This window comes from Sphingobacterium allocomposti (assembly GCF_008124885.1).
GTDB lineage: Bacteria > Bacteroidota > Bacteroidia > Sphingobacteriales > Sphingobacteriaceae > Sphingobacterium > Sphingobacterium allocomposti.
In genome coordinates this window covers 128,424-153,503 of record NZ_VNHX01000004.1, presented here as the reverse complement: position 1 = coordinate 153,503, position 25,080 = coordinate 128,424, and the positions used below count along the sequence as shown (strand labels likewise).

At 47.8% G+C, this 25,080-nt stretch carries 14 protein-coding genes and 1 tRNA gene; 10 read left to right on the top strand and 5 right to left on the bottom strand.

Going from position 1 to position 25,080, the window contains the following annotated elements; all coding sequences use genetic code 11:
• Nucleotides 1-80 precede the first annotated feature (80 nt).
• Both ligA and dapA read left to right on the top strand, forming a co-directional pair.
• Nucleotides 81-2,099 (top strand): NAD-dependent DNA ligase LigA, encoded by a 2,019-nt coding sequence (ligA, locus tag BC792_RS04680; protein ID WP_148907830.1) that lies wholly within the window; start codon nucleotides 81-83, stop codon nucleotides 2,097-2,099.
• Between the two features lie 21 nt (nucleotides 2,100-2,120).
• Nucleotides 2,121-3,002: a 4-hydroxy-tetrahydrodipicolinate synthase gene (dapA, locus tag BC792_RS04675; protein ID WP_148907829.1), complete on the top strand. Its 882-nt coding sequence runs from the start codon at nucleotides 2,121-2,123 to the stop codon at nucleotides 3,000-3,002.
• Between the two features lie 496 nt (nucleotides 3,003-3,498).
• On the opposite strand, the gene BC792_RS04670 is transcribed toward dapA, so the two are convergent.
• Together BC792_RS04670 and rpe are read right to left on the bottom strand one after the other, a co-directional pair.
• Entirely contained in the window at nucleotides 3,499-5,766 is a 2,268-nt protein-coding gene (locus tag BC792_RS04670; protein ID WP_148907828.1) for an aconitate hydratase, read from the bottom strand.
• 209 nt (nucleotides 5,767-5,975) lie between these two features.
• Nucleotides 5,976-6,656: a ribulose-phosphate 3-epimerase gene (rpe, locus tag BC792_RS04665; RefSeq protein WP_148907827.1), complete on the bottom strand. Its 681-nt coding sequence runs from the start codon at nucleotides 6,654-6,656 to the stop codon at nucleotides 5,976-5,978.
• Nucleotides 6,657-6,882: 226 nt separating this feature from the next.
• Between rpe and BC792_RS04660 the strand changes: the two genes are divergently transcribed.
• From BC792_RS04660 to BC792_RS04645, 4 genes are all read left to right on the top strand, one after another.
• Nucleotides 6,883-9,024: an HD family phosphohydrolase gene (locus BC792_RS04660; protein WP_148907826.1), complete on the top strand. Its 2,142-nt coding sequence runs from the start codon at nucleotides 6,883-6,885 to the stop codon at nucleotides 9,022-9,024.
• 107 nt (nucleotides 9,025-9,131) lie between these two features.
• A tRNA-Ser gene (locus tag BC792_RS04655) sits at nucleotides 9,132-9,221 on the top strand.
• An 843-nt stretch (nucleotides 9,222-10,064) separates the two neighbouring features.
• Entirely contained in the window at nucleotides 10,065-10,643 is a 579-nt protein-coding gene (locus BC792_RS04650) for a hypothetical protein (RefSeq protein WP_148907825.1), read from the top strand.
• A gap of 271 nt (nucleotides 10,644-10,914) precedes the next feature.
• Nucleotides 10,915-12,003, top strand: a complete 1,089-nt coding sequence (locus tag BC792_RS04645; protein ID WP_148907824.1) for a hypothetical protein — start codon at nucleotides 10,915-10,917, stop codon at nucleotides 12,001-12,003.
• 223 nt (nucleotides 12,004-12,226) lie between these two features.
• Here the strand turns inward: BC792_RS04645 and BC792_RS04640 are convergent, their stop codons facing one another.
• Genes BC792_RS04640 through BC792_RS04630 form a run of 3 tightly spaced genes read right to left on the bottom strand, consistent with a single transcriptional unit; the run spans nucleotide 12,227 to nucleotide 17,701 of the window.
• The gene (locus BC792_RS04640; protein WP_148907823.1) at nucleotides 12,227-15,622 is read right to left on the bottom strand and encodes a DUF1080 domain-containing protein; all 3,396 of its coding nucleotides are present in this window, start codon (nucleotides 15,620-15,622) and stop codon (nucleotides 12,227-12,229) included.
• An 18-nt stretch (nucleotides 15,623-15,640) separates the two neighbouring features.
• Complete coding sequence (locus BC792_RS04635; RefSeq protein ID WP_148907822.1) at nucleotides 15,641-16,909, bottom strand: Gfo/Idh/MocA family oxidoreductase; 1,269 nt, start codon at nucleotides 16,907-16,909, stop codon at nucleotides 15,641-15,643.
• 33 nt (nucleotides 16,910-16,942) lie between these two features.
• Entirely contained in the window at nucleotides 16,943-17,701 is a 759-nt protein-coding gene (locus tag BC792_RS04630) for a DeoR/GlpR family DNA-binding transcription regulator (RefSeq protein WP_148907821.1), read from the bottom strand.
• Nucleotides 17,702-17,829: 128 nt separating this feature from the next.
• On the opposite strand from BC792_RS04630, the gene BC792_RS04625 reads away from it, so the two are divergent.
• The 4 genes from BC792_RS04625 to BC792_RS04610 are packed head-to-tail and all read left to right on the top strand — an operon-like array spanning nucleotide 17,830 to nucleotide 24,987.
• Nucleotides 17,830-19,395, top strand: coding sequence for a glycerol-3-phosphate dehydrogenase/oxidase (locus tag BC792_RS04625; RefSeq protein WP_148907820.1), 1,566 nt, complete (start codon nucleotides 17,830-17,832; stop codon nucleotides 19,393-19,395).
• A 46-nt stretch (nucleotides 19,396-19,441) separates the two neighbouring features.
• Nucleotides 19,442-20,944, top strand: a complete 1,503-nt coding sequence (glpK, locus tag BC792_RS04620; RefSeq protein WP_148907819.1) for a glycerol kinase GlpK — start codon at nucleotides 19,442-19,444, stop codon at nucleotides 20,942-20,944.
• A 24-nt stretch (nucleotides 20,945-20,968) separates the two neighbouring features.
• Complete coding sequence (locus BC792_RS04615; protein ID WP_148907818.1) at nucleotides 20,969-21,694, top strand: MIP/aquaporin family protein; 726 nt, start codon at nucleotides 20,969-20,971, stop codon at nucleotides 21,692-21,694.
• Nucleotides 21,695-21,753: 59 nt separating this feature from the next.
• Nucleotides 21,754-24,987: a SusC/RagA family TonB-linked outer membrane protein gene (locus BC792_RS04610; RefSeq protein WP_170249957.1), complete on the top strand. Its 3,234-nt coding sequence runs from the start codon at nucleotides 21,754-21,756 to the stop codon at nucleotides 24,985-24,987.
• Nucleotides 24,988-25,080 lie beyond the last annotated feature (93 nt).

The window sequence follows — 25,080 nt, the reverse complement described above, 5'->3', positions numbered from 1 at the left end:
CAAGTTCGGAAGTTTGCAGATTTCCCGAAAAACGAGGTTTTTAACTTGAATACGCGCTTAATTTCATAAATTTGCAGACTATGTCAGCAGATATTCAAGAAAAAATCAAGCTTCTAACGAAAGAGCTAAACGAGTATAACTATCAGTACTATGTATTGGCAAACTCGGTTATTTCGGATTACGATTTTGATCAGAAGCTGAAGGAGCTCGAAGCGCTCGAGGCCCAATATCCGCAATATATAGATCCCAACTCTCCAACGCTTAAAGTGGGGGGTGATATTACGCAGAAATTCAATACGGTGCGTCATCGTTGGCCAATGATGTCTTTGGGCAACACCTATAACGAGCAGGAACTTCGCGATTTTGACGAGCGCGTCCGCAAGATTGTAGGCGACGACGTTCAATATGTATGCGAGTTAAAATTCGACGGCTTATCTATATCATTGACTTACGAAGAGGGGAAATTAGTCCGTGCCGTGACCCGTGGAGACGGCACACAGGGTGACGAAGTGACCAACAACGTAAAAACAATTCATAGCGTTCCCCACCGGCTGAAAAACGGTGACTACCCGTCGATGTTTGAAATCAGGGGCGAAATTTTTATGCACCGGCCCGCGTTCGAACGACTCAATAAGCAACGGGAAGATCATGGCGAGCCTACATATGCCAACCCTAGAAATTTCGCGTCCGGCACGATCAAGCTGCAAGATCCAAAAGAGGTAGCAAAGCGACCGCTGGATTGCTTTCTCTATTTTCTGTATACCGATAATCGCAATAAACTTTTCAACACCCATTGGGAAAGTATACAGGCCGTCAAGGACTGGGGCTTCCCCATTTGCGAACATACCCGGCTATGTCAAAATATCGATGAGATTTTCGACTTCATCAACTATTGGGATGAAGCGCGGCTCTCCTTATCCTATGACATCGATGGTATAGTAATTAAGGTTAATGACTACGCACAACAGGAAGAGCTGGGCTTTACCGCAAAGTCGCCCCGCTGGGCTATCTCCTATAAATATAGAGCCGAGCGGGCTGAAACAACCTTAAACAGCATCGCATACCAGGTGGGAAGGACCGGCGCTGTCACCCCTGTAGCAAATCTAAAGCCTGTCCTGCTAGCGGGGACGACCGTAAAACGGGCGTCGTTACACAACGCTAACGAAATCGCACGTTTAGACCTGCACGAAGGAGATACGGTATACGTGGAAAAGGGCGGTGAGATTATCCCTAAGATTGTTGGCGTAAACAATGAAAAGCGGGCTTTAAATACGAAGCCAATAGCCTACCCGACCCTGTGTCCGGAGTGTGGAACTCCGCTGATCCGGCAAGCAGGAGAAGCCGTACATTATTGCCCCAACGAGGATGGTTGCCGACCTCAGATAGTGGGTAAGTTACAGCATTTTATAGGTCGGAAAATGATGGATATCCAAGGCATGGGAGATGAAACCATGGAGACCTTTTACAAAATAGGGCTGCTTCGTAGGATTTCCGATATCTATGCATTGAAAGATCACCGGGATCGCCTGATGTCGTTAGAACGGTTTGGCGAAAAATCGATCGAGAACATGCTGCAGGGAATAGAAAACTCCAAAACGAAGCCATTTGAAAAGGTACTATTCGCCCTTGGCATCCGCCATGTCGGCGAAACCATTGCGAAAAAGCTCGCGTTGCACTTCAAAAACATAGACAACATGGCCCTTGCCAGCGTGGAAGAAATTGCAGGGGTACAAGATATCGGCGGGCGCATCGCGGAGAGCGTGCACAGCTATTTACACGATGCCGGGCACCTGGCCGAGATTACAAAACTCAAGGCTGCGGGATTGCACTTCGAAATAGAAGAACGGCAGATCACACTTGCCGGCGACAGCCTGAGCGGAAAGACCTTTTTGATTTCCGGCGTCTTCGCAGACTTTTCCCGCGAAGAACTTGCACAGCTGATCGAGTCGCATGGCGGAAAAATGGTTTCTTCGATTTCCGCGAAACTAAATTACCTCGTGGCCGGCGACAAAATGGGGCCATCTAAATTAGCCAAAGCGGAAAAACTACAAATTCCTATCATTTCCGATCAGGATATTTTACAGATGATTAAACAATAGCATTAAATTATATATCACACAATGAATGAGCTTCATGGAGCAGGCGTAGCTTTAGTTACTCCTTTTAACGAAGATGGAACAATCGATTTTGAGTCGCTAGGTGCACTGATAGAATTCCAGATCGATGAGGGCATGGATTATTTAGTTTCTTTAGGCACTACAGGAGAAACAGCAACGTTAACTGCAGCAGAACGAAAGCAAGTTTGGGACTTTACAGCGGAGCGTGTTAGCGGACGCGTACCCCTGGTTGCCGGAATAGGAGGCAACAATACCGCCGAGGTTGTAAAACAGATCCAACAGTTTGACACGGACGGATATAGCGCCATTCTTTCGGTTTCCCCTTACTACAACAAGCCAACGCAAGAAGGTATATACCAGCACTATAAAGCTATCGCGGAGGCTTCAAAACTTCCAGTTATTCTATACAACGTACCGGGAAGAACGGGGAGCAACGTCGCCCCATCCACTGCCTTACGGTTGGCAAACGAATACAGCAACATTGTCGCGACAAAAGAAGCTTCTGGAAGCTTCGCGCAGTTTAGTGAAATCATGCGCGATAAGCCGGCCTCTTTCCTCCTGATCTCTGGCGACGACCCTGTCACTTTACCTATGATGTCCATCGGAGCAGCGGGAATTATATCCGTTATAGGAAACGCATACCCGCAAAAAGTAGCTAAACTTACCAAATTATGCGCGGAAGGAAATTATACGGACGCCCGGACCATCCATAACCAGCTGCTTAAAATTACGGATCTTTGTTTTGTCGAAGGAAATCCTGCCGGCGTAAAGTATATGTTAAAAGAGAAAGGAATAATTTCTTCCGACTACGTTCGTCTACCACTAGTAACGGTTAGCAAAGAAACCCAAAATGCTATTAAGCAAGAAATTGCATTACTTGCTTAACGATTTGGGAGAATAATTATTCCGCCTTTTGATAGAATGTCCATAAAGTGGCTGTCCAAAGCCTGATGTCGTCGTTATTGCGAATATGAAAAACGGGAGGAGCAATGACGACGACGTCATAATTGCCGGTTATCCATGCCTGCCATCTCCTTTAGCCTCGATAACATATTTACGGTTAAGGGGTGCTGCTGTCGACGGGTGCAACGGGGAAGCAATCTATCCCTTATACACGTATGATGCCATCAAGATCGGCACACGGCGGACACTTCACACCTTTTGGAATGACGTCCCCCTCTCTCAGTTCGACATAACAACGCCTAATCGATTTATCCGTTTCCGCAAACCTTGAGCCTCGCAATGAGGCATTTTTCTTCGGTTCTGCTGCCCGTATGGACCGCCTGGTAAACTTAAAAGTTAAAAGGACTAAAACAAAAAAGTCTCCTACGTTTGTTTAGAACAAATGTAGGAGACATGATTTTTATCGTGACGAATTCTATTATTTCGCCTGATTTGCACGAATGATATTCAATGCTCCACCGGCCTTGAACCATTCGATCTGTTGTGCATTATAGGTGTGGTTAACCACGATTTCCTCCTGAGAGCCATCGATATGATGCAACACAAGCGTTAATGACTTGCCTGGTGCGAAAGTCGTCAATCCAAGGATATCGATTGTGTCATTCTCCTGAATTTTCTCGTAGTCATCCTTATTGGCAAACGTCAATGCTAACATACCTTGTTTTTTCAGGTTCGTTTCGTGAATACGGGCGAATGATTTAACTAAAACTGCGCGCACGCCAAGGTGACGAGGCTCCATCGCAGCATGTTCGCGTGACGATCCTTCACCGTAGTTCTCATCGCCGACAACGATAGATCCGATACCTGAGGCTTTATAAGCACGTTGCGTAGCCGGAACCGGTCCGTACTCGCCAGTTAACTGGTTTTTAACGAGATCCGTCTTATCGTTGAAATAATTCACCGCTCCGATAAGCATGTTGTTGGAGATGTTATCCAAGTGACCACGGTACTTCAACCAAGGACCCGCCATGGAGATGTGATCCGTAGTACATTTACCTTTCGCCTTAATCAACAGTTTCAGACCTGTTAAGTCTGTACCTTCCCATGCAGGAAACGGTTCGAGCAACTGTAGGCGGTCGGACGTTGGAGAAACATCAACCTGAACACCCGAGCCGTCAGCGGCAGGCGCCTGGTAACCGGGATCTTCCACGTCAAATCCTTTAGAAGGCAATTCCTCACCCGTTGGAGGATCCAACTTCACTGCTTCGCCGTTTTTATTTATCAGTGTATCCGTAACAGGATTGAAACCTAAATCTCCGGATATTGCGATAGCAGCAACCATCTCAGGAGAAGTCACAAACGCATATGTATTTGGGTTTCCGTCGGCACGCTTCGCGAAGTTCCGATTAAACGAGTGTACAATGGTATTTTTCTCTTGTTTGTCGGCTCCCGCACGGTCCCACATTCCGATACAAGGGCCACAAGCATTGGTAAAGATCGTTGCATTTAGCTCCTCAAACGTCTTCAACAGGCCATCGCGATCGGCTGTGTAACGTACCTGCTCGGAACCTGGGTTGATCCCGAATTCGGCTTTGGTAACCAAACCTTTATCGATTGCCTGCTTCGCGATAGAAGCGGCGCGGGACAAATCTTCGTAAGAAGAATTGGTACAAGAACCTATTAACCCCCACTCTACCTTCAGTGGCCACCCGTTCTTCTCAGCTTCTTCACGCATACGAGACACCGGCGTATATAAATCGGGAGTAAATGGACCATTTAAAGAAGGCTCCAACTCCGAAAGGTCGATTTCAATTAGCTGATCGAAATATTGCTCCGGATTAGCGTATACCTCAGGGTCCGCCGTCAAGTGAGCTTTGATTTCGTTGGCCGCATCTGCTACATCTGCACGACCGGTAGCCCGTAAATAGCGCTCCATAGACGCGTCGTATCCGAAAGTAGATGTCGTAGCCCCGATTTCTGCACCCATGTTACAGATCGTACCTTTACCGGTACATGAAAGCGACTCAGCGCCCTCTCCAAAATATTCCACGATGGCTCCGGTACCGCCCTTAACCGTTAAGATACCAGCTACCTTCAGAATAACATCTTTAGGTGCAGCCCATCCGCTTAATTTACCGGTTAACTTAACACCGATAAGTTTAGGGAATTTCAGCTCCCATGGCAATCCTGCCATTACATCACATGCATCCGCACCACCTACACCGATAGCCACCATACCTAGACCACCGGCATTCACCGTATGTGAATCCGTACCGATCATCATACCGCCCGGAAAAGCATAGTTCTCCAGCACGACCTGGTGGATTATACCGGCTCCGGGTTTCCAGAAACCAATACCATATTTATTTGAAACGGAAGATAAGAAATTAAATACTTCTGAGCTTTCGTTTTTTGCCCGTGTTAAGTCCTGCTCAGCACCATCTCTTGCCTGAATCAAGTGATCGCAGTGAACTGTAGAAGGAACAGCCACCTTAGCGCGTCCAGCTTGCATAAACTGCAACAAAGCCATCTGCGCCGTTGCATCCTGCATGGCAACACGATCCGGAGCAAAGTCCACGTAGGAACTTCCTCGCTCATAAGCTTGAGTCGCGTTTCCATCCCATAAGTGAGCATATAAAATTTTCTCAGCAAGGGTTAAAGGCTTATTAACAACCTGACGTGCAGCGGCGATACGCTCATCGTACTGGCTATAAACCTTTTTGATCATTTCTATATCAAAAGCCATTTATTAATAATTATTTGATGTACTCTATTAAAACTAAACCGGTTATCCCGATTTCTGAATCACACAAAAATACAAAAAAGAATAGGTTTTAAGTAGATTTCAGACAAGCTAAACCATAATTTGGAATAAATCCAAACAAGCAAGCATCCAGCTTGTCAGTGCCTATTTTCGAAGATAAACCTATCAACCCACACTGCCATCCGCAACGTCTATGCGTTCTGCAGGCCGGCTTGTACATTTTTCAATTGGCGGACTGCCTCTTCTGGATCTGCTGCTGCGAAAACACTGCTGCCTGCAACCAGTACGTCGGCCCCTGCCTCAAGTAATGCCGCTGCGTTCCCGGCACCTACACCGCCGTCGATCTCGATGAGTAGACGATCGTTGACCCCAGCTGCCAACGTACGCAGCTCCTTTATTTTTGAATAGGTCTGCTCAATGAACTTCTGCCCGCCAAAACCCGGATTTACCGACATCAGACAAACGAGATCGAGGTCCTGAAGAACATCTTTTAACAGGTTCACGGGCGTATGGGGATTTAGAGCTACTCCAGCTTTGCACCCTAGCTCTCTGATAGCTGCCAAGGTCCGGTGAAGGTGCGTACAGGCTTCGTAATGTACCGTGATAACCGCCGCTCCCGAGTCCTTGCATGTCTTCAGATATCTGTCGGGATCTACAATCATCAGATGAACGTCGAGTGGTTTCTTCGCGTGCTTGGCGATGGCTTGCATAACGGGAAATCCGAAGGAAATGTTGGGCACAAAAACCCCGTCCATAATGTCGATATGAAACCAATCTGCCTCGCTCCTGTTCACCATCTGTACGTCATCATAAAGTTTTGCAAAATCCGCCGCCAGAACAGAAGGCGCAATCAAATGTTTTGTTGTAGACATGTTTGTTATTTTTCGCAAAGATACGGAAGTCCAAAACTAATTTTCGGGAAATTTCGTATTTTAATCCAGTCAGCGATTTACTTTTATTATAGAAGATTTCCGCTAATAAAACAGTTCTAGGTGGCAGAGGAGAGATCGATAATTGCTTTTACTATCTAGCGCGTTTATATTGCATCTAAAGGGCAATTTATCTAAGTTTGTAAAACGCACTTAATACAACAGGATTTTGGCTAAACTTAAAATAAACTACATTCGCGGAAAGCATCAGAACAACTCGTTTCTGATTAAATTTTCCATGGTCATCTTGGCCATTATCCTCATATGTATCTTCCTCCCTAAGCAGCCGCGGTTTCGGTATGAATTTCAAAAAGGGAAGGCCTGGAACCATGACAACCTCGTATCTCCCTATAATTTTGCCATTCTGAAAACGCAGGAGGAATTGGACCGGGATCGGGAGCAGATTCTGAAAACGGTACAACCGATTTACAACCTAAATGTAAGCGCCAGCAAGGAACAGATCGACCAATTCAATACGGACATCGCCGAAAAATGGCAGATCAGCAGCATGGACTCCCTCTCCCAGCAGAGCCTGGAAGTATACCAGTCAGTCGGCAATGCCCTACTGAACTACGTCTATAACCGAGGCATTATATCCCTCAATAACAGGTATCAGAACAAGGGCAATAACCCCGAAAAGGTCGACAGAACACAAAGTCAGTATAATTTCACATTGGTTCATGAAAACATCGCCCAGCAGAAGAACACTGCCGATATTTTCACCATTGAATCGGCCAACCAGTATATAGAACAAAGCTTAGAAAAGAACGGCAAAATCGACAGAAAACGCTGGTTGGCCGAGATTTTGAAAAATTACATTACCATTAACTATATCTTCGATGAAAACCTCACAAACAAGGTCGAGCAGAATGCCCTGGCAAACATCTCGACCACCCGTGGCGTGGTTCAAAAGGGGGAACTGATCGCTGAGAAAGATAAGATCATCAGCAATGAAACCTACCAAAAGCTGGAATCGCTAAGAAAAGTATTCGAGGATGAGGCACGGATAAGTGGAAATCAAAATTTCGTGGCCCTGGGGCAGTTCGTGATGATTTCGCTCTGCATAGCCCTGCTCATGGTGTTCCTATATTTCTTTCGGGGCTCTATCTACTACAATAACCGGCTGATCTTTATCATTATGATTGTCATTGTGTCTATGTTAGGCGTACTATCATGGGCCATTAATATGAAAATACCGAGTCTGTATTATATTCCCTATTGCAGCGTACCGATCATTTTTAGAGTGCTCTTTGACACACGTGTAGCGCTCAACATCCACCTTCTAATGGTACTGATTGCCGCCCTGTTTGTGCCAAACAGCTATGAGTTTGTTTTTCTACAGTTTATTTCCGGGATGGTGGCGATCTATAGCATAAAAACACTTGTAAAACGGGAACAGTTCCTGATCTCGTCATTAATCATATTGGCCACATATATTGTTGCGTATGTCGGTCTGGTGCTAACAAGGAATGGAACGCTTCATTCCATATATTGGTCGGATATTGTCCCGTTCGTCGTCAGTGTGGGCTTAACGCTTCTTGCTTATCCACTTATCTATGCCTTTGAGCGTCTTTTTGGTATCGTCTCTGACCTGACTTTAATGGAGTTGACCAATAGCAACTCGCGTCTCCTCCGTGAGTTATCACTCAAAGCTCCGGGAACCTTTCAGCACTCGCTCCAGGTAGCCAACCTGGCGGAAGCGGCGATTTATAAGATCGGTGGAAATCCATTGCTGGTTAGGGCTGGCGCGCTCTATCACGATATCGGCAAAATGCTCAACCCGCTGTTTTTTATCGAAAACCAAAAGACCGATACCAACCCGCATGCGGAACTGACCCCTGAGCAATCGGCACAGATCATTATATCCCATGTTCACAAGGGTATTGAGATGGCTAAGAAAAACCTCCTGCCTGAGGCTGTAATCGACTTCATCCGAACACACCATGGCACCACGCGGGTAGATTATTTCTTTAACATTTTTGTCAAAAACAACCCTGATAAACTCGTCGACGAAAGTATATTCCGATATCCGGGGCCTGTGCCGTTTTCAAAAGAGACAGCAGTTTTGATGATGGCGGATTCGGTAGAAGCCGCTTCCAGAGCCCTGAAAGAGCCTACCGCGGACTCCATTGATAAATTGGTTGACAAAATTATAGATTATAAAATCGAACAGCGTCAGTTTATGAATGCAGATATCACCATGCGCGATATCACCGAGGTTGCAGAGATCTTTAAGTCCATGCTAAAAAGCATTTACCACGTGCGGATAGACTACGATATAAACAAGAAAACAACGCCTGCAATCCAGTAAAAACCTAATCATTTTGACAGTCAGAATGTTATTAAAATTTGTTAAAAAATACATTTCAAAGCTTTGCAGAATAAAATATTTGCGTTATGTTTGCACTGTCGAAACACGGAAGGGTGCCTGAGAGGCCGAAAGGAACAGTTTGCTAAACTGTCGTACTGGAAACGGTACCGCGGGTTCGAATCCCGCTCCTTCCGCCACTAAAAAATAAAGCCCGACTATTGTCGGGTTTTGTCGTTTATAGACTTTTGCAAACAACGTTTGAACAAAAGGGTTAAACGACAAAAAGAATGAACGAAGTGAATGGCTTTATTTTTTGTGAAGCCTCCCCCATTGGGGATCATGCAATAATCCCGCTCCTTCCGCAAAGCTTCAATCAAAAGATTGGAGCTTTTTTTATTTCCAACCGTCTTTTATTTTGATGCCCAAGGGATGAGAACCCACGGGTTCGACTCGAAGAGGGTTCAGGGCTACCCTGGGCCCCGTGGGGCTGAACCAATCCCGCTCCTTCCGCAAAGCTTCAATCAAAAGATTGGAGCTTTTTTTATTTCCAACCGTCTTTTATTTTGATGCCCAAGGGATGAGAACCCACGGGTTCGACTCGAAGAGGGTTCAGGGCTACCCTGGGCCCCGTGGGGCTGAACCAATCCCGCTCCTTCCGCAAAGCTTCAATCAAAAGATTGGAGCTTTTTTTTATTTCGAACCGTCTTTTATTGGATCAGTTTCAAAAGTTGTGGACTAAGCAAATAATTTGGTCAATCTGAACAGGAAGAAATTGGGATCATGTACAAAAGTTGTGGACTAAGCAAATAATTTGAGAAACTGATATCACCACACCTCTAAATAGTTAGAATTAAGGTCGATGCTTCTGGAAATAAATTGTCCGTTGATCAGCTTGTTGGCAGGAGCAGAAATTTGTAAGAAGTTGTTCTTAAAGCCGCTTAAAAGCATTCTACGCACAAAAAAGTTGCGCGGACGTAATCTTGCCAGCGCTGGCGGATATTACGCCAGCTGTCGACGTAAACTTATGCGGAGCGGACGCTATGTCGTGGACAGCGGATGACTTTACACCGGATGCTGACGTACTTACGTGGGCATCAGACGAGATAATGTCTAGATTTAAGGTAATTTCTTCCGTGTTCGACGTAATCACGTCCATGGTCGACGTAATCACGTCCATGGTCGACGTAATCACGTCCATGGTCGACGAATTTACGTCCGTGGTCGATGTGTTTACGTCCACGGGCGACATGTTTACGTCCACGGTCAACGAATTTACGTCCACGGGCGACGAGTTTATGTCCGCGGTCGACATGTTTACGTCCACGGGCGACGAGTTTATGTCCACGGTCGACATGTTTACGTCCGCGGGCGATGTGCTTACGTCCACGGGCGAGGAGTTTACGTCCACGGGCGAGGAATTTACGTCCGCGGGCGACGTAATGACGTGCAGCACCAACGTAATGTCGTCCACGTTGGTTCAAATAACGTCAGCAAAGCACTTTTCCTTTTCCGGCGGGGAAAAATTGCTATGTTTTTCAATTAACAATGAACTGTTTTATATTTTAAAAAAACGTACCCACGATATCTGTCCGGTAACGCTATACGTTACTTTAGGTTGATTTTGCCTTGCGCGTTAGAACTCCATAAGAGTTCATTATATTTCAGAATCGGATAGCTGTTACACAGTAATGCGGGGTTAGCATCTCCCCGAATGCCCAAGATTATCGACCCCAATTATTATGCTTGATCCATAAGAACCCCGCGGGTTGGATGTTTTTTTTAACCTCAATCCGCCTATGAGCCGTTAGGTACGTTAATTCTTTTCAAAAGTGTATCGAAAATTCGTATTTTAACGTTCTGAATAATACGCATAGTCGAACACGTTTAAAGTTGAAAAAAGTGATTAAATATTCCTTTCCCGCACTATTAGCCATACTTATTTGTCTATCATGTTCCGACGATTCGGTGGAGCCCGACCAGCAGGCATTCGACTTTTCGCGGCTTTATGTATCTCTCGAAGAGTATGGAACATCGAATTCCGGCTTACCGGACACCAATATCCGTGTTGTACGAAGAGCTGATTCTACGGTATTTAGCTTTGATACAACTCATCTTTCACCAGCAAGAGGCGGAGGACCTATTTATTTTAATCCTTTTTTAAAAGCACTAATCCAAGCCAGTGCAAACCCCACTGGTGCGAATGATCCGTCCTTGTACGTGGTGAATATCAACGATAAAGGTGAGCTCGCCAACACCTCGGCTAGTATGACCAGCAACTTTTTCTCCAGCGTGAAAGGGCTAGCTTATCACCGGGCTTCCGATGCATTGTTTGTCGTGAATGCCAATGGCGAAAATTCCGGAATTTATGTCGTAGACCGACCCAAAAATATGAGCCGGAATCAAAAACCACGTAAAAATCTATTCACCGGAAACCTGCCAATGTGGGGAGCTGCATACAAAAGCAACCAGCTGTTTGTTTCTAAACAGGGCGATAACGGCGGCATCTATGTTTTCGACAATATCGCTACGGTACGTGTAAACCCCGTGGATTCCTCTGCCCAGTTTGCTCCGAGCCGTACACTGGAAATCGATGGTGCAAAAAATCTGCGCGGATTATGCTATGATACATTAAAAAATGTCTTGGCGATCACCGACTATACCGATGGCACAACAGTCGGAACGGGCCGTATTCTCATCTTTGAAGCCTTCGGAACAATGCTTTCCGGATCTAAATTAGAACCTACCCGTATCATTACCGGCGCAGCCACACAACTTACGCAACCCGTCGATGTGGTTATTGACTCCCGGGCGACTGGGCAGTACATCTATGTGGCAGACAAAACGAAAAAAATCTTCCGGTTTAAAATAACTGATAACGGGAATGTACAACCTGATAAGATACTCGACACGGAAGAGTTTGGAACGCCTGTCGGCCTCGCTTTAGACAGCCGGGATGAGTCAACCATACCTTTGTTTTGACGCCTTAGGCCGTATAACACGTGCAGACGCGGCCATACCCCTGCTGCATCCATTCCAACGGCTGCAGCAGGGGCACCTTGGCTTCGGCAGCGTATCGGTTATATCGCGGGCGCTCATGTCAGCCTTCCTCCCACTACTCTGGTGAAACTGACGTTATCTCTTAATCACGAAAAACGCCCGATCAGTTGATCGGGCGTTTTGTCGCAAGCTTCATAAGGCGGTACTATAACCGTTTTATTCGGATATTACGGAAGAACACTTCCGAGCCGTGTCCTAGAAATCCGATGTGGCCTTTGCTGTTCTTCAGACCTGGATGATCTTTTTTATCCAGTGTTCCGTTTTTTGATGCCTCGGCCAAATCGCCGTCTAAAATTACAGTACCGTTTAAGGTTACTTTAATCCTGCTTCCCTGCACGAGAATCTCCTGTGTATTCCACTCGCCGACCGGCTTCATAGCTATACGTTTTGCCGGTATGATACCATATGCCGACCCGTGGTACTGATATTCCTTTAGGTTCTTATAAATCTCCGCATCGTTGTCCAGGATTTGTATTTCGGTCCCGGCGTAGGCAGCATCTCCCTCCAGCGGTGTACGGATGCCGACACCATTGTTTGCGCCCGGTGTCAGTTTGAATTCAAACCGGTATACAAAGTCGCCGAATTCCTCTTTGGTGTAAAGATTCTTTCCAAACTTGGCTTCAGGATTGGCCCGGACATAACCTTCCGGCGTTATTTCATATGCCGGCGTATCCGTCCACTTATCTAAGTCCGTCCCGTCAAACAGCATCTCAAATCCTTCTGCCCGTTCCTGCGCGTTCAGTGTATGGACTTCTTTACGCGGCAGTTCCTTCAGATATATATCCCGATACCATACGCGGGAGCCGTGTGCCTGCAATTCAATCTGCTCCATTGGAAAGATAGACCGGTTGCGATCCCAATAGTTTTCCAGCACGACCCCGTCTACTACCGGAACGCCGTTTAACCACACCCACACCTTCTCGCCGACCATACGTATTTTAAAGGTATTCCACTCGCCTAACGCGTTGTCTGCAACTGTCGAGGGGTTCCTGGCATGCTTTACGTTGTTATACAGGCCGCCCGACCCCACCTGTGCACCCACATTGGTACGGGAGATGTCCCATATCTGCACCTGTGGCGTCCCGCGGAGATAAACGCCGGCGTCCGGCTCCTTACCATTTGGATCAAGCTTCCAGTCGATCAGCATTTCAAAGTCGCCGTATTGCTTTATTGTTGCGATGTTGTCTCCGTGACCGCTGAATACGAGCTGTCCGTTCTCTGCCGTCCATGTCTCCCGCATCTTTTTATCGGCGACGGCCTGCTTCTGTGCCAGCTCCTTAGCGGACATCTTGGCTCGGGCGATGGGGTTATCGACGAGTCCCTTCCATCCTGTCAGGTCCTTCCCGTTAAACAGCGACACGTATCCCTCTCCCTTCGGCATCTCTGCCAGGTGGCGCACGATCGCTTCACGGAGATAGGAGCTTTCGCTTCCCGAAAGGTTCGTCATGGCCTGCTCCAGGATGCCCCGTACTTCACTCCCGACAAACGCTTTATTGTCCATCGCAATGTTCATCGCCGTGTTTGTCGCAGCCCGTTTCAGCACCTCATCATCCAGATATTTCGCGGCAAACACCAAGGCCTGGTATGTTCCGGTGCTCTGTAGGGCCGCCAGTGCCTGGCTTTTCTGTGCAGAGGTCTCCGCTATATCGAATGCGTCTTTCAAAAACAGCGTTTTCTGTTCGGGCGTATCCTCACTGGCATTGATCTGCTTAATTAACCCTTTGAAGACAACGTCGAAATCTGCACTTCCTTTTTCAGATCGGGAAAGGGCAATCAACGTTGGAAGCACCTCAGGTCCTGACCAGTTTGCCAGCGCCTTGACGGCATGCGGTTTCCGGCTCTCACTCCTTAGCCCGTTCCGGACCGCTTCCAGCGATTCCGGGCCACCTACCCCGGCAAACACGGGATAGTAGTTAATACCGCCGGAAGCCCCTTGCTGCAGGGCGGTGCCCTTAAGTTTTTCTATCTTTGCATCCCTATCCGTACTGGCGTTCACCACCCTGACGAGCGCTTGTTGCAGGCTTGGCGCATCCGACGCTGAAGCGTTGGACAGACGTTCCACAATAGCGTCATAGTCGTCCGGTGTAGCCACGTTCGGTAATGCCTTTAGTGCCGCCGCTCTGATGTCGGTATCGTCACTGTCAAGCAGCGGAAGCACAACCTTTGAGGATCCCGCAGCGGTCCTCCCCGATAAAACACCGAGCAATACCAGCTGTGTTTTTTTGTCCGCGCCGGGAACGGTCTTATTGATCGCAGCTACGGTATTGGCATCTTTCGAAGATAACAGGAGCGCTACGATAGCCTTGGTTGTCGCTTCATCGGCCAGGGCAATCTGCGAAATCAGATAATCTGCATTACTTCCATCTGACAGGCTCGAGAGGGCCTGCAGCCCGGCAATCCTGGCACGGGTATCGGTCACGTTCCTTAGGATGCCGGCCACGGCGGCCGTGTCGGCAAAATTATTATCCCCGGCCAGGTACCGGAAGATACTCTCCTGCACGTCAGGTGAAGCTTTCGCTAATGCCGCGACCAGCCGACGTGTATCACTGATGCTTCCGTGTTCGTTCAATAGCTCAAGCGCAGCTGTTCTATATAACGCATTTTCACTTGTGGCCGCTTTCATCAGCTGCTTTCGGGCCTTCGCAGGGCTTACCTTGGTCAGCAGCTCCAAAGCGCCGGCCTGCAGCGATGGCGCATCAGCCTTCCGGGCGCCCCGGATGACGGCATTGACAACCGATAGCGCGAGCTTCTGATTGCCCTGGCTATAGAGATTATTTGCGTAGTCCAGGGTGAGCCCGCCGATATTCGACTTATCGAACTGGTAGTCGACCGATTTTAATTTCGAAAGAAAGACTGGAGCCGATTTCGTACCCCCGATCCTGCTCAACGCCGTATACGCATTGCGCTGAAAGTTATCCGATGTGTATTTCGATAAGGCTGCGATAATCGCCTCTTCGTCTGCTTTTGAACGCAGGTCGCCCAGCGCGGCAACGAGCGCGGTGGTTATTTTTTCCGATGTCGCTCCGGCTAAGGCCTGTGAGAGTGCCTGAGCTGCTTCCGGTGTTCCTATTCCGTTTAGTGCCAGCGCCGCTTTACCGGCCAGGTACTCGTCCGTAAGATAAGGCACAATAGCCGCGATCGCCTCGTTTTTAGAGGCCTGCTTCATCAACTGGAGCACAAATGCCTTATTATCTCTGTCCTCCAGCTTTTGCAAAGCCCCCACCAGGCCCTGCGAAAAAGCCTGCCGCTTTGCATCCATTCCCGGCTGCATCACGTAAAATGAATATGAATTAGCAGCATACTCGACAGCGACGTTGTTCCCCCCCTGCGGTTTTAGCCGCAGAAGAAGGTTGGTAACATCCTCTGCCGTGAAATTTTCCAGTTCCTTCATCGCAGCGAGAAACTTTTCACGCTCCTCAGCAGGCTGTTGGGCCAACACGTCGGCAATCTTCGTTGCCGACGTTCTATTAGCAGGTTGCTGGGCATATGCCGCCACCTGCAGGAGCAGCAATGCTGATAATGTATTAAATACTTTTTTCATTTTCTTACAATAGGTAGATTAGATAGTCCACGGTCCCCGCATCGGCTGGTCGAGTAATCGATTAGCTGCTTCATCATTTATGAACTCCTGCTTTTTCGGGTCGAAGTGTAGGGTTCGGTTGAGCCTCAGTGCCGCCAGCCCCAGGTTGACGAGGGTTGCCGAATAATACCCGTTCTGCTCGTTCAGCGCAAACTTCTGTCTGGTACGGCACGCTTCAACAAAGTCGGTCACCTGAGGGGCCGGCTCCGGGTACTGCGCCAGTTTACGCTCCAGATCCGGAATGTCCGACACGAAACCTTTATATAATTTACCCTTCGGACCTTCTATATAGGGCTGTCCTTCTTCCGTCCCTGCTCCGTCCAGGATTATCTGGCATCCATCGGCATAGGTATAGGTTATCTTTCGCCATGTGCCGACGGCATCATAATGCTGTTGCGGAGCGTCCACTTCTATTTTTACAGGGCTCTCTTCATCTTTACCGAGAAAATACTGTACAGGGTCAAGATAATGCTGTCCCATGTCGCCCAGACCGCCCCCGTCGTAGTCCCAATAGCCCCGGAAGGTGGTGTGGACACGGTGTGTACTGTACGGTTTGTATGGAGCCGGTCCAAGCCACATTTCATAATCCAGCTCCCTGGGCACCTGCTCTACCGGAAGCTGTTCTTTTCCTACCCAGTAGAATTTCCAGTCAAAGCCCGTATGCTTGCTGATTGTCACCTTTAGCGGCCATCCCAGCATACCGGTGTCTACCAGTTTCTTTATTTTCCTGACCGGCACATTCATGCCGTAAAAATTGGCATCAAAACGGAACCAGGTGTTCAGCCTGAAGATGTTACCGTGCTGGGCTACAGCCTCCTTCACCTTCTTTCCTTCACCGATGGTACGCGTCATAGGCTTTTCGCACCAGATATCCTTTCCGGATCTGGCCGCCTCCACCGCCATAATACCGTGCCAGTGCGGAGGTGTCGCGATATGCACGATATCTACCTTAGGATCCTGGATAAGGTCACGGAAATCGTGATACTCTTTGACCCCGCCTCCCAGCGCCTGCTGGGCCAGGGAGAGATGGCGCGTATCAACGTCGCAGATCGCTACGGTTTTGGTGCCGGCATAACCGAAGTGCCCGCGGCCCATAGAACCTACACCGATCACACCTTTGGTCAGATGATCGCTGGGCGCTAAAAAACCCTTGCCACCCAACACATGCCGCGGAACAATGGAAAAAGCAGCAGCACCGATCAATGACTTCTTAATAAAATCACGTCTTGAAGTGTTTTTTTCTTTCATTATGGATTAGCTAGTTTAGTTGAAGTTTCGAAGTTAGCATATTTTGTATTCAATACCTAAGTTGTCACATAATTGTTGGTATTTGACAGGCATACCGTCGCTGATGATCATATCCACCTTCGATAACGTAGCGATCTTACCGAGACTTTTACGATCAAATTTCGAGGCGTCAGCAAGAACGATGACCTTGTGGGCAGATTCCATCATTTTTCTGTTCAGCAACGCTTCCTGCGCATTTGTCGTCGTAATTCCAAATTCGGCGTCTATTCCGTCAACGCCCAGAAACAATTTCGAGCAAAAGAAATCGCCCAGCAAGTCTTCTGCATAACGACCCATAATCGATGAAGATGTTTTTCGAACAGGGCCTCCCAGCTGAATAATATCCACATTATCATGCCGTATGAGCTCCATTGTTACATTGATCGCAGAGGTAATAACCGTCAGCCGGTCCTGCGGAGAAATTTCCTTCGCAAAGAACTGCATCGTCGTACCGGATGCGATAATAATAGAGTCGTTTGGCTCCACCAGTTTCGCCGCTTCTATTCCTATACGTCTTTTTGCTTCCGCATGCAGGTGGGCTTTTTCATTAATAGAACGATCTTTTTGATAAGGATTAACATTGGTCGCGCCCCCGTGCGTGCGAAATAAAATCCCTGCATCTTCCAAAAACTGCAGGTCCTTCCGGATGGTCACAGAAGAAACCTTTAGTTCTTCGCAAAGGTCGACAACCGCTACGTGGCCATGTTTTTCTATTTGTTTAATTATAAACTGATGACGTTCGACGTTGTTCATAGCTCCAAGATAAGCATTAACCCCGATTTCGCAACAAACAAAACCAAAAAAAATTTCATAAAGTTTCGTTTGTTTACGTTTTTTACTAATTTTACCTATACAATTAGCAAACAACGAAAGAAAGCAAAATGAATTTCACAAGAAGCGAAGCAATAAAAAACCTTGCATCAACTCCGGAATGGGACATCGCCATCATCGGCGGAGGGGCCACTGGACTCGGGATAGCCGTGGATGCCGCCTCCAGAGGTTATAGAACTCTCTTAGTCGAAAAATATGATTTCGCAAAAGGGACATCCAGCAAAAGTACCAAATTGGTGCATGGCGGCGTTCGCTATCTGGCGAATGGAGATGTTAAGCTGGTTTATTCTGCTTTGAAAGAAAGAGGTCTAATTTTCCAAAATGCACCTCATGTTTCTTTCGTTCAAAGTTTCGTTATTCCTTCTTATGGCCTAATCAGCAAAATGAAATTTCTCATCGGGCTCAAGCTGTACGATTGGATGGCAGGCAAGCTGCGCATTGGGAAGTCCAAGCTGCTTAACAAAGAAGAAGTAATTAAAAAATTGCCTAAAGTAAAAACGGAAGGATTAAAAGGCGGGATACAATATTACGACGGACAGTTTGACGATGCACGTCTCGCTATAAACCTGGCACAGACAGCTGTTGAATACGGTGCCACTGTCGTTAACTACGCCGAAGTGGTCCACATCCGCAAAGACAAAAAAGGGACCGTAAATGGGCTCACCGTTATTGACGGAGACTCCGGAAGCAGATACGATATCATGGCCAAGGTGATTATTAACGCAACGGGTATTTTTGTTGATGATATCCTAAAGCTTGACACACCAACCCACAAGAACCTGGTGCGTCCCAGCCAGGGAGCCCATGTCGTCGTCGACAAAAAATTTCTGGGCAACGAAGACGCGCTAATGATACCGGAAACCAGCGATGGACGGGTACTATTCGGGGTACCGTGGCATGGAAAGGTGCTCTTGGGCACAACAGACACCCCGTTGAACGAACACCAAATCGAACCCCGTCCACTGGAAGAAGAGATTAACTTCATCCTGACGACAGCTGAATCATATTTAGAGAATCCGCCCAAACGGAGCGATATAAAAAGTATCTTTGCCGGCTTACGGCCTTTGGCGGCTCCTCAGGACGGAAATGTAGAAAGCACCAAAGAAATATCGAGGGACCACAAGCTCATAAAAAGCGATTCCGGTCTTATTACTATTACGGGGGGGAAGTGGACTACTTACAGGAAAATGGGCGAAGAAACTGTAGACCTCGCGATTAAAACGGGAAAACTACCGGAAAAGAGGTGTAAAACCGCTGATCTACCTTTGCACGGACACAGCACCGAAAGCAGGGCCGGCCATTGGCAGGTATACGGGTCGGATTACGAGCCCATCAGGAAATTAATGGATACCCATACCAGCTTCGCTGAAAGGATACATCCTGATTATGATTTCCGTGTTGCCGAAATTATCTGGGCCTGCCGATACGAAATGGTGGTCAAACTGGAGGATTTTTTAGCAAGACGTATAAGACTGCTGCTGCTCGATGCGCAGGCCTCATTGGATGCCGCACCGAAAGTGGCCAAAATAATGGCAGACCAGCTCGGCAAAGACGATCTGTGGATGGACAAAGAGCTGGACGATTATCGAAATCTCGTAAAGACTTACATGCTCTAAGCTTACATGTTAAATAGATTTATAATAACCATATAAACCATACGGTATGAAGAAAGAGTTTATTCTCGCATTAGATCAGGGGACGACCAGCTCAAGGGCTATCCTATTCAACAAAAAAGGGGAGATTGAAAATGTCGCCCAGAAAGAGTTTACGCAAATTTTTCCCAAGTCGGGCTGGGTTGAGCACGACGCAAGAGAGATCTGGTCTACTCAGTTTTCCGTCCTTACGGAGGTTATCGCAAAATCGAAAATAAAGCTCGAGGCCATAAAAGCCATTGGCATTACCAACCAACGCGAGACCACCGTCGTCTGGAACAAAAAAACAGGCGAACCGGTGTACAATGCGATCGTCTGGCAAGATCGCCGTACAGCGGCGTATTGTCAGTCTCTTGCTGACAAAGGTCTCGACAAGCTGATACAGGAAAAAACTGGCTTGCTCATCGATGCCTATTTTTCGGCCTCAAAAATCAACTGGATTCTTACACATGTGCGTGGCGCCCGAAAACTTGCTGAAAAGGGAGAACTGGCATTCGGAACCGTCGACTCATGGCTCGTTTACAACCTCACAAACGGCGAGAAGCATATTACTGACGTGACGAACGCCTCACGGACCTTGCTTTTCAATATACATACGCTAGCTTGGGACGATGAATTGCTTTCCATATTCGATATTCCAAAATCCATGCTGCCGACTGTGTGTAGCAGCTCCGAAGTATATGGAGAAACAAGCACAGAGTTAGGCAGCCGTCCCATACCTATCGCAGGAATAGCCGGCGATCAGCAGGCAGCGCTGTTCGGTCAGTTGTGTACCCAAAAGGGCATGGTCAAAAACACGTACGGCACCGGTTGTTTCTTATTGATGAATATCGGGAAGAAGCCCGTTATATCCACCCACAAGCTGGTTACAACCATCGCGTGGAAAATCGGCAACGAGGTGAACTACGCGCTGGAAGGAAGCATTTTCATCGGCGGAGCGGTTGTGCAATGGCTGCGGGACGAGCTGGGCATTATCAAAAAATCTGAAGACATCGAGAAATTAGCAACAAGCGTTGCGGGTACGGAGGGCGTATATCTTGTTCCTGCGTTCTCGGGTCTCGGTGCGCCGCACTGGAACCCAGAAGCGCGGGGAACTCTCTTTGGACTGTCACGTGGCTCAAGCGATGCGCACATCGCGCGTGCCGCATTAGAAGGCATCGCCTATCAAACGTATGACATTTTGAAGGCCATGGAAATGGATTCCAAATCGAAAATTAAAGAGCTCCGCGTAGATGGTGGAGCAACGAAAAACAATTTTCTTATGCAGTTTCAGGCGGATATCCTCAGAACCAACGTCGTCCGGCCGGCCATTACAGAGACCACGGCCCTCGGCGCCGCTTTCCTCGCTGGATTGGCCGTCGGGTTCTGGAAAGACATCGATCAGCTTCGAACGTTGTGGGAAGAAGAGAAGACGTTTGCCTTCGACAGAACTAAAAAGTATCAAAGCCAACTTCAGGAATGGAAAAGAGCAACGGATACCGTCAAATTCTGGGCAAACTACAACCAGCAATAATATATCATTTTAAACCTTAACATTATGACACCTTTTTTAGCAGAACTAATTGGAACTGCAGCCATGATCCTTCTCGGGGGCGGTGTTGTGGCTAATGTCGTCCTTAAGGGTACGAAAGGGCACGATTCGGGGTGGATTGTCATCTGTACCGCTTGGGCCTTGGCCGTCTTTGTTGGCGTCACGATTGCGGGACCTCACAGCGGAGCACATCTCAACTGCGCAGTTACATTGGCCAACCTTGTGCTCGGTAAATTGGACCTCCTAACCTCCTTATCTTACATGGCCGCCCAGTTCATGGGAGCGATGCTTGGCGCCTTCATCGTCTGGCTCATGTACAAAGACCACTTCGATCACACGGAAGATGCCGGAGCAAAACAAGCTGTTTTCTGTACAGCGCCGGCCATCCGCAACCTGCCTATCAATCTGGTAAGCGAAGTTGTGGGCACTTTTGTTTTGATTTTTACAATCTTACATTTTACGGATGCTTCTATGGGCGACGATACGCCGATCGGACTGGGATCTATCGGCGCAATACCGGTGACCTTTCTTGTATGGGTCATCGGTTTATCGCTCGGAGGCACAACCGGATATGCCATCAATCCGGCACGCGACTTAGGCCCCCGGATTGTCCATGCGCTCCTTCCGTTGCGCAACAAGGCCCATTTCAATGGGTCATATGCATGGGTACCCGTTATCGGGCCGCTACTGGGCGCACTATTAGCGGCGTTTTTATACCTGTGCATCTATTAGACTGTACACCATCTACCTATGTAAAAACTTTTATAACCAGTTCTATAATCCATAACTCTATGTTAACAAAAAATACTTACAAGGGGCGATTCCCCTTGTTTCGACGTAAGTCGTTACTGCTTGCGCTCGCCATGACCTGTTATCTTGGCGAGGCCGCCGTGTTCGGCTCGACTATTAATACCTCTTTTGCACAACAGCAAAGGATAAAGATAACCGGGAAAGTAGTAGAAGGCGGCGGAGGGCAGCCGTTGGGAGGCGTTTCTATTCGCTCCGGAGGAACCGTTGTCGGCTCCACGCAGTCTGATGGCTCTTTCAGCATAGAAATAGAAGCCGGTGCTACTGTGGCCTTCCAGCTGATTGGGTACACATCTCTGTCAAAGACATTCTCCTCGGCCAGCGATAACGAGCGTGTTATCTTGCAAGAAGACACACAGAATATCGACGAGGTAGTCGTCACGGCATTAGGGATACAGCGGGAGAAAAAGGCCCTTGGGTATGCGGCCACTGAGCTAAAAGGCGACCAACTTACAGAGGCACTGCCCAATAACTGGTCTGAAGCATTATCTGGACGTGTTGCAGGAGTAAACCTCGTCCGCTCCGGCGCAGGGCCCGCTGGGTCCAACAAGATAATTTTACGCGGGGAGAACAACCTGACGGGAACCAACGACGCCTTAATTGTTATCGATGGCGTTGTAGTCAGCAACAGCAGCGGTAATCAGGTGGGCACCGGCCACGGCGCATATTTGGGGGGAGATTCTCCTTCAGATTTCGGAACAGGCATAAACGACATTAATCCCGAAGACATTGAGTCGTTAACTGTGTTAAAAGGTGCAAATGCTACCGCCCTTTATGGACAGCGGGGTGCAAATGGAGCAATCGTTATAACCACTAAATCTGGTCGGTCACGGAAAGGAGTCGGTGTAACCGTGACATCCAACGCGACGCTGGAATCTATCTCAAGATGGCCTGACTATCAATTTGAATACGGTCAAGGTACGGAAGGGGTGCGATACTATTCTTTTTTAGAAAGCCCCGATGGAGCCAGCACAAGAAGCACGAGTTCCGCGTGGGGCCCAAAGTTTGACGGACAGTATTACTTTCAGTATGATCCTGTTACACAGACCCGTGCTGCCGAACGGACTCTTTGGCAACCCTACCCCAATGCAAGGAAAGAATTCTTTGAGACGGGATCCACCTTCACAAACTCCATCAGCCTGGACGGTGGAAATGACAAAACACAGCTACGCTTTTCTTTTACAGACTTACGTAATACCTGGATTATTCCGAACACAGGATACGAGCGTAACAACGTATCGTTAACGGCGAATCATAACGTTACAGACAAGTTAAAAGTCCAGGCGAAAATCAATTACCGCCAAAATAGAAGCGACAATTTGCCGTCAAGCGGATATAATAACCAATCACTCATGTATTGGAATATTTTTCATCAACCGAACGCCCCTTTAGACTGGCTAAGGGACTATTGGAAGCATGGCGAGGAAAACATGGTACAAAATTACCCTTTCAGTAGCTTGGTCGACAACCCGTTTCTGATTACAAACGAAATGTTGAATCAGAATAAGCGCCACGGGCTTACAGGAAACATAGAAGCTAGCTATAAATTTTCCAACGCATGGGAGCTAATGGTAAGAACAACCTTAGACCTCAACAGCGAAAAAAGAAATCAGCAGCGTCCTTACGACACGGAAAAATTCAGAAAAGGCATGTATCGCACGCAAGTGATAAATAACACCGAAGTCAGCTCTGACATCATGTTGACGTATAACAAGGAAATTTCTGAAGAGGTGAAAATCAGAGTAACGGCTGGTGCCAGCAGTTTACGCAACGAAGGGTCCATCGAGCGCAACGCTGCTGACTCGCTGGCTTATCCAGGTATATATAATCTGGGCAACGCCGCAGGTGTGCTCGTCAGTACTCCCTACCGTTCGCAGATCGCACTCAACAGTTTATATGCGCTCGGAACGATATCGTTTCGAGACTACCTGTTTGCAGACTTATCTTTCCGTAATGACTGGGCAAGTACACTCGCTTCGCCCGTCAGCAACGGCTCACCCTTTCAATACCCTTCAATCAATCTAAGCTTCGTTGTCTCAGATGCTTTCGAACTGCCGTCTCAATTTTCGCTGCTGAAATTACGTACGTCAGCTGCCAAAGTTGGGAGCGGTTCTATGGATCCGTATATGACCTCCTATAATTATGAAGTCGATCCGACATTCCCAGGCGGTAGATCGAATCCTACCGGCATGCCCAATCTCCACTTAAAACCACTTGAAACATGGAGTTACGAAGTGGGAACCGATATCAGTATGTTTAAGAACCGGTTTTCACTGAACATGACCTATTATACAGCGCGTACATCCAACCAGCATCTACGAGCTGTTGTCGACCGTTCATCCGGCGCAAGCAGCGTCCTGGTAAATGCCGGAGTTGTTCAAAATAGCGGACTGGAAATTGAATCGAGAATTGTGCCGATAAGAAAAACAGAAGGGCTTGAATGGATCGTTAGCCCTACCTTCAGTACCAACAAAAATAAGGTAGTCAAGTTAACCGACGAGATGAACGAGATGATCCTTCAAAACGGACCTGGCAGCCGCGGTGTCATCACGGCCAGAGTTGGCGGTCGTATGGACGAGCTTTGGGGGCGGGGTTACAATAGAGCCCCTGACGGACAGATAATTTATGAAAACGGACTTCCTACGCTTACGGACTCGGTACAATACATCGGACAGACAAACCCCGCTTGGCGTGTGGGCTTACACAACGAGTTCCGCTACAAACAGTTTCGCTTAGGATTCCTTTTCGACGCACAATTTGGCGCTGTAGGCTACTCGTTAACCGCCGCTACCCTCGCTGAACAGGGAAAAACTAAAAATACACTACGGGGGCGATACAACGGTATCATCGGTAACGGCGTCATTGCTAACGGCGACGGCACCTACCGTCCGAACGATGTGGTCGCAACAAATGTCTGGGACTATTACAACGCGCATCTAGGACGCGACAATGTAGAAGGCACCTCGTATTCGACAGACTTTCTAAAGCTCCGTGAGGTGCGCTTTGACTACTCCCTGAACGCCGGCTTTCTAAACCGTATAGGCCTGCAGCGGGCCACAGTGGGCGTCTTCGGCCGCGACTTGTTCATTTGGTCCAGCTGGCCGGCATTTGATCCTGAATTTGGAACATTGGGAAATGGAGAGATCACCAGAGGGTTTGAACTTGGGCAGTTTCCTGCCACCCGCACCTTTGGATTTAATTTGGTCGTCGGTCTATAACAAGAACATTGCTTACGGTGCATCTATGGTTGCTGAAAAATATAAATAACCACCAGGAGCAGGTGTGCTTCGGAAATAGAAAAACAAGCAAGA